12 protein-coding genes are annotated in these 12,876 nt (G+C 48.1%); 6 read left to right on the top strand and 6 right to left on the bottom strand.

Annotation, left to right across the window (positions count from 1 at the left end):
* Nucleotides 1–51 precede the first annotated feature (51 nt).
* Nucleotides 52–831 (top strand): hypothetical protein, encoded by a 780-nt coding sequence (locus LKE40_01540; protein MCH3916167.1) that lies wholly within the window; start codon nucleotides 52–54, stop codon nucleotides 829–831.
* Here LKE40_01540 and thiI read toward each other — a convergent pair.
* Nucleotides 818–2,029 (bottom strand): tRNA 4-thiouridine(8) synthase ThiI, encoded by a 1,212-nt coding sequence (gene thiI / locus LKE40_01545; protein MCH3916168.1) that lies wholly within the window; start codon nucleotides 2,027–2,029, stop codon nucleotides 818–820. The two genes, LKE40_01540 and thiI, sit on opposite strands and share 14 nt — an antisense overlap.
* 5 nt (nucleotides 2,030–2,034) lie before the next feature.
* Complete coding sequence (locus LKE40_01550; GenBank protein ID MCH3916169.1) at nucleotides 2,035–3,306, bottom strand: cysteine desulfurase; 1,272 nt, start codon at nucleotides 3,304–3,306, stop codon at nucleotides 2,035–2,037.
* A 113-nt stretch (nucleotides 3,307–3,419) separates the two neighbouring features.
* Here LKE40_01550 and LKE40_01555 point away from each other — a divergent pair, with 113 nt between their 5' ends.
* Genes LKE40_01555 through LKE40_01570 form a run of 4 tightly spaced genes read left to right on the top strand, consistent with a single transcriptional unit; the run spans nucleotide 3,420 to nucleotide 6,512 of the window.
* Nucleotides 3,420–4,499 (top strand): 3-dehydroquinate synthase, encoded by a 1,080-nt coding sequence (locus tag LKE40_01555; GenBank protein ID MCH3916170.1) that lies wholly within the window; start codon nucleotides 3,420–3,422, stop codon nucleotides 4,497–4,499.
* A 4-nt stretch (nucleotides 4,500–4,503) separates the two neighbouring features.
* A complete protein-coding gene (locus tag LKE40_01560) occupies nucleotides 4,504–5,046 on the top strand; it encodes a hypothetical protein (GenBank protein ID MCH3916171.1) in 543 nt (180 codons plus the stop codon).
* Nucleotides 4,997–6,295 (top strand): glycoside hydrolase family 31 protein, encoded by a 1,299-nt coding sequence (locus LKE40_01565; protein ID MCH3916172.1) that lies wholly within the window; start codon nucleotides 4,997–4,999, stop codon nucleotides 6,293–6,295. Before LKE40_01560 ends, LKE40_01565 begins: the two co-directional genes overlap by 50 nt.
* On the top strand, nucleotides 6,234–6,512 hold the full coding sequence (locus tag LKE40_01570) for a glycoside hydrolase family 31 protein (GenBank protein MCH3916173.1): 279 nt from the start codon (nucleotides 6,234–6,236) through the stop codon (nucleotides 6,510–6,512). The genes LKE40_01565 and LKE40_01570 overlap by 62 nt, the downstream gene beginning before the upstream one ends.
* 1 nt (nucleotide 6,513) lies before the next feature.
* Here the strand turns inward: LKE40_01570 and LKE40_01575 are convergent, their stop codons facing one another.
* The 3 genes from LKE40_01575 to hisS are packed head-to-tail and all read right to left on the bottom strand — an operon-like array spanning nucleotide 6,514 to nucleotide 10,356.
* Complete coding sequence (locus LKE40_01575; protein MCH3916174.1) at nucleotides 6,514–6,825, bottom strand: hypothetical protein; 312 nt, start codon at nucleotides 6,823–6,825, stop codon at nucleotides 6,514–6,516.
* Entirely contained in the window at nucleotides 6,764–9,010 is a 2,247-nt protein-coding gene (locus tag LKE40_01580; protein MCH3916175.1) for an ATP-dependent RNA helicase, read from the bottom strand. The genes LKE40_01575 and LKE40_01580 overlap by 62 nt, the downstream gene beginning before the upstream one ends.
* 5 nt (nucleotides 9,011–9,015) lie before the next feature.
* On the bottom strand, nucleotides 9,016–10,356 hold the full coding sequence (gene hisS / locus LKE40_01585) for a histidine--tRNA ligase (GenBank protein MCH3916176.1): 1,341 nt from the start codon (nucleotides 10,354–10,356) through the stop codon (nucleotides 9,016–9,018).
* Nucleotides 10,357–10,474: 118 nt separating this feature from the next.
* Here hisS and LKE40_01590 point away from each other — a divergent pair, with 118 nt between their 5' ends.
* The gene (locus LKE40_01590) at nucleotides 10,475–11,758 is read left to right on the top strand and encodes a poly(A) polymerase (protein ID MCH3916177.1); all 1,284 of its coding nucleotides are present in this window, start codon (nucleotides 10,475–10,477) and stop codon (nucleotides 11,756–11,758) included.
* 3 nt (nucleotides 11,759–11,761) lie between these two features.
* Here the strand turns inward: LKE40_01590 and LKE40_01595 are convergent, their stop codons facing one another.
* Complete coding sequence (locus LKE40_01595; GenBank protein ID MCH3916178.1) at nucleotides 11,762–12,622, bottom strand: hypothetical protein; 861 nt, start codon at nucleotides 12,620–12,622, stop codon at nucleotides 11,762–11,764.
* Nucleotides 12,623–12,876 lie beyond the last annotated feature (254 nt).

The following is a 12,876-nucleotide window of genomic DNA, read 5'->3' on the forward strand; positions in this document are numbered from 1 at the left end:
CTGTTTCTTCAGTTATCTGTATGTAATCTCAGATAAATGAAGGAAACAGTTGTGACGACGGATACAATAAGACAGATAGAAAAGGCAGTGGTTGTTTCGAAGCAACAAAGGATAGCAGACAAAGCCTTTTATCTTGGTGCCAGATTCAGGGAACTGGACTGGACGGGTATGCAAAATTATAGGGTATGGGCATACTGTACCCAGATCAAGGCAATGCTTGGCGGCGATGACCGTCTGTACTCGTATCCGGCTCTACGACAGGCTGTAGAAACTTCAATTTGCATGGATAAGCTGGCAGAAAACGGGACCGTGTACGTGCTGATGGATTTTTTCCAGCAACTGTCTTTGGGAAAACTTTCCGCCTGCCATGGCAGGGAACCGATACTCTATGGCATATATGCCGATCTGGTACATGCACATCAGCGTCCGTATTCACCGGTCATTGCAAAGGAGCTGGAAGCATTGCTTTGTGGGACAGCTATCGACAGCAGTTATATCTGTTCAGGCGGTTTCCAGCGGATGCTCAAGGACAGGATGCTGTTTTGGCCGATAGAAACGACTGTTTCATTGCTTGCTTATCAGCTGGTGCTGCCTGCCGTATTCCATGGCTTCTGCCCGCTGGTTCCGCTTGATGACGGTATGGGCCTTGAGCTTGCCTTGGACAGGGCCCGTAAACATCTGTCGCGGCTGCGGACAGTTTCCTCGGCTGTTGCAAAGACAGATATCCATTGCCTTTCGGACTGCTTTTGCATTGATCCCTTTTGTCAGGAAACTCGGCAGGAAAGCAAAACAGCTTTCATACGGCAGCAGGTTGCTGTCAATGAAGCTTGATGGCACTGTTGTATTCGGCTTCTTCACCGGTTGCAAGGAAATCAAAAGTCTTGGTTTCCTCAACTGCCTTGTCGAGCAAGGCAGATATATCCATCTCAGTGAAATGCTCCATTTCGACTTCTGCAATCGGATGGGTAAGGGGATGCTTCGGCGAAAAGATGACACAGCAATCCTCATATGGAAGAATGGAAGTTTCATATGTACCTATGTTTCTGGCTACATCCATTATTTCTTCCTTTCCCATGCCTACCAACGGCCTCAGGACGAGCAGATCGGTGGTCTTGTCAGTAAAAGCCATTGAGTCGAGCGTCTGGCTTGCTACCTGTGAAAGTGCCTCTCCGGTCACAATGCAGGTAGCATTGTGCCTGACGGCAATTTTCTGTGCCACCTGCATCATACAAGCACGGAACATAAGCGTCGTTTCTTCTTCATGGCAATGGGTCTTTATCCACAGCTGCTGTTCAGTGAAAGGCACGACATGTAGCCTGGTTCCCTGGAGATAAGGGGCAATCTTTGCCGCAAGCATCCTGACCTTCTGCAAAGCCTCATCACTGGTATAGGGATAGGCATGGAAGTAGATGCATTCCATCTTGAGACCTCGGGCTGCCATACGGTAGCCGGCGACAGGGCTGTCAATGCCACCAGAGAGCAACAGCATTCCCTTTCCTGCCGTCGTGACGGGTAAGCCGCTCGGTCCTTTCTTCATCGTCGTGAACATATAGGCCTTGTCTCTGATCTCAATGAAGAAGTCAAAGTCAGGGTTTTTCAGCTTGACCTTCAGATCCGGATAACGTGCAGAGATGAGTTCAGCCATCTGGCAGCAAAGCTGATGCGAATCAAGCGGAAAATTCTTGTCAGAACGTTTTGCCGTGCATCTGAATGTGTTTCCATTGGAAAACCTGCCGTCATCGATCAACCGGCGGGCCTCTTGGGTAATTACATCCATATCCTTCTTGCATCTGATGCATTTCGTATAGCCGACTACGCCGAACGTCGTGCTGAAAGCAAGGTCGCACACCTCGTCGCTGCAGGCAGCATCAATTTCAAAATAGAGGCGCCCCTTCTGCTTCGTAACGACACTGTGATAAGGCCGAAGCTTTGTCTTTATGTTGTTCTTCAATGTTTTTTCGAAATATGAGCGGTTCAGGCCCTTGAGGGAAATTTCTCCCAGCCTGACCAGGTAAAGTTTTGTTTCCATGTCTGTCAATTCCTTATGCTTATAGTGTACAGTTCGTTGATTGTGTTGCACAGAAGCTCAGTTTCATCCAAAGTCGTCTCATCACTGAAACTCAACCTGATGCTTGATCTTGCAACCTGGGGCTTGATGCCCATGGACAGCAGTATGCCTTCGCCTTTCTGCCGTGCATTGTTGCTGCATGCTGAACCGCTTGAGACGCAGAATCCCCTGTCCGAAAGCATTCTCATGAAGACTTCAGAGGGAAAGGGTTCTACGGCAATTTCCAAGATGAACGGTGAATAATCGTGCCAAGGAGACAGGATGGGACAGGCAAGATGTTCACGTAGGAAATCATTGGCACTCCAGACTGTCGGAAAGAGCTCACGGGGACATTTTATGTCCTTCCTGAATTCAGGCAGGCAACGCAGGAATGCTGCTTCCATTGCTGCAATCGCACTGAGATTTTCCGTTCCGGGCCGTAGGCCAAATTCCTGTCCGCCGCCTCTCGAAAGAGCCTGCAGGCCTGTCTTTTTGCAATATAGCAGGCCACAGCCCCTGGGACCATGCAGCTTGTGTGCGGAAAAAGATGCAGAGTCAACATCCAGGCCTTTCAGGTCAAGCTTGATCTTCCCAAGAGCCTGGACAGCATCAGTATGGAAATGGATAGGACGTCCGAAATTCTTTCCTGCGGTCCTGGTGACCTGTACCAATGACTTGATATCCTGGATGGAACCGACGACATTGTTGACTGTCTGGATGCAGACCATCCTGGTACGGGAAGTAAGGGCTTCTGCAAGTGCTTGGGGTTGTACGAATCCTCCTGGGGCAAGCAGGGTAGTGATTTCCCAACCATGTTGCTTGAGTATCCTGGCAAAACCGCCGGCTGAGGCGTGTTCAATCGAGGAAATGATGATTTCGCCTGGACTCTGTGACCAGAGCAGGGAAGAGAGGACGATTGAGTTGGATTCTGTCCCTCCTGAAGTGAAATATAAGTCGGAAGATGCAACTTGCAGGAGGTCCGCAAGATTCTTGCGTATGGTCTCAAGCCTTACGTTTGCTTCTCTTCCAAGGGGATGTAGTGCGGAAGGGTTGCCTGGATAGTTCCTGGCTGTTTCCCCATAAGCAGCAAGTGCCTGCTCGCACATGAAAGTAGTAGCTGCATTGTCAAAATAGTGTTGCATGTTTCCTATGACTTCCTGGACTGGCTTGCCGAAGCAACGTCTCTGATTTTGATGGGATAGCTTGAAGGTATATCCGACAACCTTTTCCCCGGCCCAAAGCATCAGCTTCCGGTACACAGCAGTCTATCATGCAAGCTTGGTTACTGCAAGAAAGGCAAGTATGTATATGTTGCTGAATTTTTCCAATGCAAATGATGGAAAAATCATATTCTTTGCTGTACAATCACCGTATGAGTGGAAATATGAAAGTTACCCTTGCCAATGGCAAGGAAACCAATGTGCAGATGGTGGAAAGCCTGCAGGAGCTTTCAGAGAAGCTGGGAGGCTATGGCAACAATGTACTGTGGGTAGCCGATTCAAACACAGCTACCTTGTTCAAGCGTTTTCCCAGTGGAAATGTCATCATTGAAGCCGGAGAACTTTCAAAGACTTTTTCAAGTGTCGAGAGAATTCTGCGGGAAGCTGTTGACCAAGGCTTGGGACGGGACAGCTATATCATAGGCTTCGGCGGAGGCGTGGTATGCGACCTTGCAGGATTTGCTGCATCAATCTACATGAGAGGCTGCAGGCTTGTGCTGGTGCCGACTTCCCTGCTATGCATGGTAGATGCCACTTTGGGAGGAAAGACCGGATGCGATTTCCAAGGAGGCAAGAACCTCGTCGGCACATTCTATCCAGCCCACGATGTGCTTATTTGCCCTGATCTCCTCAAGTCTTTACGGGAACGTGAATTCCATAATGGCCTTGCTGAAGTGCTCAAGCATGCCCTGCTCAGTGAGGATGAACAGCTTTATAAATTTCTTATTTCTCGCAAAAGCCAGATCCTTGAACGGGATCCGACGGCCCTCCATATCCTGCTTGAACTGAGCCTGAAAGTAAAGAAAAGCTATATCGAACGAGATCCGGAGGAAACAAAAGGGGTCAGACAGGCCCTTAATCTGGGACATACGTTCGGACATGCCCTTGAGTCCTGTGGCAGGTTCTCGAAGTTTTCCCATGGGGAGGCTGTTGCATGGGGGACTGTATGCAGTCTGGAAGCAGGCGTGCTGATGGGGGTTACCGATCCTGCCTTTGCACATTCGGCAAAACGGCTCTTTGCTTCGTATGACTATGACCCGGATTACAGAATCGGACGTGGCGAATGGCTTGAATTCATCGGAAATATAGCAAAGGACAAAAAGAAAAAAGATGGCATCGTGCAGTTTGTCATCATGGAAAAACAAGGCAAGTACCGCCTGATGGAAGTGCCGACACAGATAGTCAAGAGAGTCGTGCTGGAATCTCCTATTTCTTCGGGAGCGATGGTCTAGGCAAGTGGAGCGCAAGTCAATCCTCTTCATAGACTCTTCTGATTTCTGCAGATGCCAGTTGGCTGAATCAGTCCTTTCCTTCCTGCTTCAGCTGCGGGGACATCTGCGCAATTATTTTATTTCAAGTTGTGTCACCGATATGGACAAGGAAGAAAACAGGACGTCGTTGCCGGCACAGCTCTTGCTGCTTCATCATGGAATCCCAAGCGTAGCCCATGAAACGTTCCGACTGGCCTGCAGTGATGCATACGACTATGATTTCATCATCTGTCCTGCTGAGGAAGACATGATAGCGGCTGGCAAGGTCCTTGATTCCTTCGGACGGCGAAAACTTTCGCTGTTGCTTTCCTATTGCGGCAGATGTGAAGATATAGCTGATCTTTCCTTGGCAAGGAATTTTCAAATTGCCTATACACAGACCCTTGGAAGGCTGCAAAGCGTTGGTGAAAAAGCTGGAAGACCAATGGATTGCAGGATAACAGCAAGGAGGCGTGGTCATGAAAACAAGGCTTGGAGCTGGCAGGTGGTGGGGAGGCGTTGCTACTGACGGCATGAGAATGCCCTATGGCAATGGAACAGGCCTGACGCTGGATCTTGCTTCGCACGGAAGCCATGGACAGGCATCGCCGTTCTATGTCAGTGATGACGGGCGATATCTCTGTTCCCCAAAAAGTCCTTTTTCCCTATCCATCGGCACTGACGGAAATCTGGAAGCCGAAGGAATGAACCTGCTGGCAGGAAAAGGCGAGGGAACTTTGAAATCTGGTTACCAGAAAGCCTGTTGGCGTTATTTTCCTCCCACAGGAAAATGTCCTCCAGCGATTTTCTTTTCAAAGCCACAGTTCTCCACTTGGATGGAATATTTCTATGATCTTGACCAGGAAAAAGTGCTTGCCTTTGCAACCAGGATACTGGAAGAAGGGTACCAGCCAGGTATCTTCATCATAGATGACGGATGGATGTCCTTCTATGGCAGTTTTGAATTCGACCTGTCCAGGTTTCCTGATCCTGGGAAACTGATCAGGAATCTACACGAAATGGGATTTGTAGTCCTCGTGTGGGCAAGCCCTTTTGTCAGTACGGATTCTGTGGCTTTCCGCAACCTGGAAGATGGTGCAGTCCTGCTGAAAGACAAGGATGGGGAGATTGCCATCAGACGATGGTGGAACGGATGCAGTGCCTTGGTGGACCTGACAGGTACAGAAGGACAGGACTGGATGTCAGCAAGACTTACTCATCTTCACGATGACTTTGGCATTGACGGCTTCAAATTCGATGGCGGAGACCAATGCTACTATCATGATGATGATCAGCCTGGGATACCTGCGGTATTGCAGAGCAAGGCATATGGGGAATTCTGTACCCGTTATCCATATAATGAAGTCCATTCCTGCTATGATACAGGAGGCAGGGAACTTGTCCAAAGCATGTGCGATGTCAGGCACAGCTGGAGCGAAAGGGGAGGAATTGCTTCCTTGGTGCCGTATGCTTTGGCTGCTGGCCTGATGGGATACTGGTATTTTTGCCCGGGAATGGTTGCGGGGGGCCAGTATCTGGATTTTACCCCGGAAGGCGACTGCGTCGACGAGGAACTCTTCATCCGGTTTGCCCAATGTGCGGCTCTTATGCCGATGATTCAGTTTTCAGCCGCTCCATGGAGATTGCTTTCGGCTGAAGGCCGAAAACTGTGTCTGGATGCTGCAATGCTTCATCAAAGATTTGCCCCATACATCTGTGAGGAAGCGAAGAAAACCAGCTTGGAACTGCAGTCCGCTGGTCCGTTCCCTGTACTATGAATTCGGAGATGAAGAATACCTTGAAGCCAATGACCAGTTCCTCGTCGGCAGTGAACTGATGGTTGCACCGATCCTCAGGAAAGGGCAGATAGCAAGGGAAGTCATCTTTCCACCCGGAGTCTGGGAAGGCGATGATGGTTCCATCATAAGCGGAAAACGCCGACGTACGGTCATGGCGCCACTGGAACGCCTGCCGTACTATCGCCGTCTGCTATAGATCAGTCAAATTTCCTGAGAAGCTTGTCATAGACTGCCTGGACCTTTGCCGCTTCCTTCTTCTTGCCTGCGACTTCAAGCTCATCTACGAGAAGCAGCAGGTTATAGAGGGAATCATCCAAAGCCTGGAAGTAATCAGTCTTGTCCGTCAGGTAGTAAGAGCCTTCACCTCTGGCCTCCAGGGTAACGAAGCTGAATGTTTTCTTCCTGTTGACCAAACCGAGAAGCAACGGTACCTGCTCAAGCAATTCATCAAGGTTGTCTTGGCTGAAATTGTCCTTTGAATAGGTAAGGATCTGTTTTGATTCTTCCAATTTTCCCGCCAGTTCCAAGGCTTGCCGGAAACTTACTGCCTTCTTCAAGGTATTTGCCCATGAACAATACCTTGCAAGGCATGTTCTTGAACTGTTTTCCGGCATTTTTGTCCTTGTCCTTCAGATAGGCAAGATCCTCGTATGGAATAAGGACGGTATCCCTTCCTTTCTTCTTCTTTTCTGTCCTGTAGGTCCTGCCATAGATGGTAACGGAATCGAACCGTTCCGCCTTGCCGCTCCGCCGCTGTTCCTTTCGGTCATCCTGATAATCTTCTTCCTTTTCAGGCTCTTCCTTTGCTTTCTGCATACCGAGATGGACAAGCCTGTCCTTGAGCCCTGGCATGATGTCATCAAGCCAAGCTTCCTTCAGCGGACTGACACTCCTGGCATACAATCGGCTTGTTTCGACCAGTTCTCCTGCAACAAGGTACTGGGGAAGCCGTTTCAGATATGCTGACCCAGGATGGATGAAGATGGTACTTGCCGTAAGGCTGTCATAGATATAGCCATGTTCCTTGATACAGATATATTGTCTCAGGCCACTTGCAATGCAGCAGAGGTAGTCATGTACGGAACCTCCCTTGGTAACGGGAATATCCATTTCACCTACGATGTCTTCCAATTGCTCCGCAATATGGACAACTTCCTGCATCGACTGTATATCCATGAAGTATTCCTTGCAGAAAGTCATTTTATCCACCTTGCTTTCCTGGGATTCGTATTCCCTGTATATGGTAAGGTAGCTGATGAAATCGCCATATTTATCATTGTTGAAATGCTTCTGGGCTGCCCGTGCTTCATTTTCTCTTCCGGGAGGAAGAATGAACGGTGATTTGGTAGACAGGAAGGCTATTGCGATGATTACTTCTTCTAGGACCGATGGGAAACGCACGATGGCTTCTACTACAACCCTTGCATGCCTGGGCAGCAGGGGAAACTTTACCATCATTTCACCGACGGTCGTCAGATGCCTGTCTTCGTCAATGGCTCCGATGAACCGCAGTGTCTTTTCCGCACTGTTGATTGCTTCCTGCTTGGGTTTTGTCAGGAACGGAAAATGTTCATAGTCATATAAGCCAAGGTCACTCATCCGCAGTACTACTTCCGACAGGTCCGTCCTCAGGATTTCTTCGGTACCGTAGGTGGAGCGGGCTTCATAGCTTTGTTTTGTATAGAGCCTGTAACAGACACCGGGACGAGTCCTGCCAGCTCTTCCTGTCCTCTGTTCACAGCTGGACTTGCAAGTCGGCAAGGGAACAAGGGAACTTGTGAAGTCCTTCTGGTTGTAGAAATTTACCTTTGCAATTCCTAGGTCGATGACCGTCGTAATACCGTCGATGGTAATGGAAGTCTCTGCTATGTTCGTAGCAACGACAATCTTTGTATGACCCTCAGGAGTAGGAGTAAAGACAGATTCCTGCTCTTCCTTGCTCAACCTGCCATAGAGAGGGTAAATGACAAGTTTCATTTCCTTGTCCCAACTGCAGAGGGCATCGACACAATTCTTGATGTCAAATTCACCCGGAAGGAAAATGAGGATATCTCCGGGGCCTTGCTTGACGGTTTCTGCTACTATGCTGACAATCTGGAAATTCCGATATTCCATGCCTTGCTTTGCAAGTGGACGGTAGATGACCTTTACAGGGAACATCTTTGAATTTATGGAAATGATCGGCGCATGGTCAAAGAAATCAGAGAATTTCTTTGTGTTGATGGTAGCACTTGAAACGATGACTCTGAAATCCGGCCTGTACTGCAGCACCTGTTTGAGCATGCCGAGAATGAAATCGATGTTGAGGCTCCGCTCATGTGCCTCATCGATCAACATCACGGAATACTGGTTGAGCAAGGGGTCAGCTTTCAGTTCCATAAGAAGGATGCCGTCCGTCATTACCTTGATCCGGGTATTGGATGTCGTCGTGTCGTTAAAACGCATCTTATAGCCGACATAGCTGCCTTCATCTCCGATTTGGTCCTTGATGAAATCACAGACAGAGAGCGTAGCAATCCTTCTAGGTTGGGTAATGCCTATGGAAAGCTGGCTGTCATAACCTGCCTGATGCAGGATAATGGGGAGCTGTGTGGTCTTCCCTGATCCTGTAGGACTTTCCACGACAATGATCTGATGGTCCTTCAAGGCATCGAGGACATCCTGACGGTGCTGGTATACCGGTAGGTAGGTCATGTCTTTCACTGGCGGACCTTCCCTATCACCTCACAGGCCTTGCTGACGGTAATGCTGTCAAATTGGCTTCTGTCCCGCAAATCCCTCAGGCACAACGTATGCTGTTGCTTGTCTGCCTCACTGAGGAATATGCCGAAAGGGATATGATTTGCTTCAGCATATTTGAACTGCTGGGGCATCTTCTTGCCGAGCAGGTATGTATCAACCCGAATACCCTTTTCCCGCAATGCAGAAGCAATGCTGGTGCCGTATCCGAACAGGGCACTGTCCTTGTTGAAGATAATTGCATCTGCAGAGACAGTATCATTGAGCTGTGGCAGCTTGAGTTCTTCCAATGCGCTGAGCAGACGGTCAAGCCCTATGGAGGACCCTACGCCGGGCAGCTTCGTCTTTGTATAGAGTGAAGCAAGGTTATTGTAGCGTCCGCCGCTGCAGACTGAACCGAAAGAGGGCAGGTCGTCAAGGAAAGTCTCATAGACAATGCCGGTATAATAATCAAGCCCTCTGGTAATCGAAGGATCAAAGATAAAATGTGAGGCGATGCCGCTTTCTTCCAGATAACCATAGATCCTGTGCAGTCTTTCTGTATGTTCGGTTTCTCCTCCGGCCAATGCAGAAAGACGGTCGACTGTCTGCAGGAAGGATTCGTCTTCCTTGCGCGTTATGTAGTCGAGCACTGCATCCGTCTTTTCTTCGTTTCCCGTCAAGGTAACCAAGGCAAGCTTGACATTTTCTTTTCCTATTTTTCTCAGTTTGTCGACTTCACGCAGTATCTCTACACTTGATCCTGATAATCCAAGGTGGTTGAGGAACGCATTGAACAGGCCCCTGTGGGCAACGCAGAACGTATAATGTGCTATGCCCAGCTTCCTGAAACTGGTATCCATCATCGAAAGGATTTCAAAGTCAGCTTCAGCATTGTCGCTTCCTACGATGTCAAAGTCACACTGGTAGAATTCCCTGAACCGTCCTTTCTGAGGTTTTTCACCTCTCCAGACCTTGCTGATATGGTAACGCTTGAACGGAAGTTCGAGACTATCCTCATGAGCTGCAAGAAAACGGGCAAAGGGTACGGTCAGATCGAACCTAAGGGCAACATCACGGCCGCCGTTATCCAGAAAATGAAATATCTGCTTGTCAGTTTCTCCACCGCCTTTTCCAAGAAGGACCTCAGTATACTCCAAGGCCGGGGTATCGATCGGAACGAAACCATATGAGCGGAACAGATGCTCAAGCCGGGCAATGATAGCCCTTTTCCGCAGTTCGTTTTCCGGTAGTGAATCCCTGAATCCTTTGAGTATCTTAGGGTCTATGATCTTCTGATTTGCGTCTGCATTCGCTGACATGTGAACACTCCTGTTGAAATTGTTTATATATTGATGTACAAATCGTAGTATATACGATTCATCGACACCTTAACAATAAGGATCAGATAAACTATATCCAATACTATTGAGACCGAAGATGCTAAAGAGATACAAACAGAATGGAAACGGCAAACAGATTCTTTTTGCCAAGATCTACACGAAGGACGAACATCACATTGATCCTACTTTGATAGACAGGGATGCCATACGGGCAATCAGGGTGCTGCAGGACAACGGAGAGGAAGCCTACCTTGTGGGAGGAGCCGTACGGGACCTGCTGCTTGGTAACATACCGAAAGATTTTGACATTACGACCAGTGCTTCCCCCAGGCAGATACATAAGATGTTCTGGAATTCACGGATAATCGGCAAAAGATTCAAGCTGGTCCATCTGGAATATGGGAAGAAGATCATCGAATGTTCGACGTTCCGCAGCGGTGAAGAAGCAAAGGATGGAAACAACAATATATTCGGCACGGTAGACCAGGATGCCAGGCGGCGTGATTTTTCCATCAATGCGCTGTACTATGATCCTATAAGGGAAGAAGTGCTTGATTTCAATGATTCAATGGTCGATTTCAAGAAAAAACGGATTTCTTCAATCATCGATCTCAATTATTCCTTCAAGGAAGATCCCGTACGCATGATACGTGCGATAAAATATGGCGTGACTACAGGCTTTGACCTCCAATGGAATGTCAAGCGTGCAATCAGGAGGGACTATCAGGGCCTTTCTACCTGTTCTACCAGCCGTCTGACAGAAGAAGTGAACAAGATACTGGCTTCGGGACATAGCTATGAGATCTTCCGCCAGTTGGACCATTACCGTCTCCTGGCTTTCCTGCTTCCGAGCTACAGCAATTTCTTTCGTATTGGAAATGTCAGTGAAAGCTTGAAGGAACTTGACAGCAAGGTCACGAAAGCAAAGCAGGGCAAGGGACCTGACGTACCTGTCTGCGAGATGATCCAGTACATGGTAAAGGACCTTGTGATTTATTCCGATGAGGAAATGACTGCCAGGGATCGATTCAAGGAAACATTCAGGCAAGTCAAAGTAATTATTTCCCCAATGACACCAAGCAATTACGAAGTTGAACTATGCTGTTCCCATCTGCTTGATGCAAAGGGCTACAAAGTCCCCAGGGGATGCGTGAGAACCCCAAGGACTGATTACAGGACCAAGGGACGGCCTCCATATGGAGGAAAGGGCAGGCACCAGAAAAAAAGATCGGAAGAAAAGGCAAGGGAAGCTATGTCCGTACCTCGTTCCAGGAAAAAAAAGAAAAAGAAATCTGCTCCGGCTGCTGCTGCAGTTCCTGTAGAACAGGTGAAGCAGTCCCCTCAGCAGAGAGGCCCCGAGAGTTTTGCCTTGGAGGAATAAGGCTCAGCCCCATTCTTCCATTTCTACACTGACATTGCATACGAAGATCGATCCGTATTTTTCCAGGGATTCGCTGATATATTCCTGAAGTTCTCCGATTGTCGTCCCCATCATATGTCTTGTCGGGATACGAAGCTTTACAAAGATTGAATACCCCTCGTCCTTGATCTCCGAAGAAACCTGTACGACCTTGATGGCCGTATCGAATTCATCAAGGCAATGGATTACCATCTGCGTAAGGGCAGCATCGCTTATGATGGTTTTCTTTGTCTGCGTAAATTCAGGACGTACCACTGTTTTTTCAAAGACCATCTTCTTTTTCCACGGCAGGCGGTTGCCGCCTTTGAAGAGGACTTTCATCGAGTCGAGGACAATCTGCGGAGCTGTCCGTGTTATTTCGATGGAAGGTACAGGTATGACGTGTTTCCCCTCGGTAAAGCGAATGCGCATTGCAGTATCAATTTCATCTTTTGTTGCAATGTCCTCGATATGGAAGATTTTCTCAGGCTGGGGAAGCGAAAGCCTGTCGGCTATTCTCCTGGCCATTTTCTCACTGGTTCCTATGATCAGTATCCTATGGTAGCGTTCTTTCTGCAATGCCGCCATCACTTCCTTCTGATGTTCCGGTTCGTCGAATACTGCCGTACGCACTGCAGCAAGGAAACTGTTGTCCTGTTTGGCACTTCTGCCTGCCAGGACTTTGTTTCCTTTGATCAGCAATCCGTCGTCGATGATCAGGTCGATGTTATGTTCTTCTGCTACCATTTTGGACCGGAAGCTCTTACCTGTGCCGCTTTTGCCGACAAGGGCATAGACCTTCGTGCCTCCGATCTTCCAAAATGCATACTTGAATATGCGGTTCATACCATGAAATATAGCATAGCCTGTGGAAAAAGCAAATATAACGGCTACCTGTGTACCCTTGTTTCAGATGTAGGTTAGTTGCCATGTATTTATATTGTCAAGAATACATTTGCTGGGTCCGGACAATAGAAAATGAAAAAATCAAAGCTTGTTTCCTTATGTTCCCTATGATTGATTGGAACGCTGAATGATTAAATTAAAAATAACATCAAATTATGCTATATAATATGAATATTATAATTATTAATAGTCAT

Source organism: Spirochaetia bacterium (genome assembly GCA_022482625.1).
GTDB lineage: Bacteria > Spirochaetota > Spirochaetia > Sphaerochaetales > Sphaerochaetaceae > Pleomorphochaeta.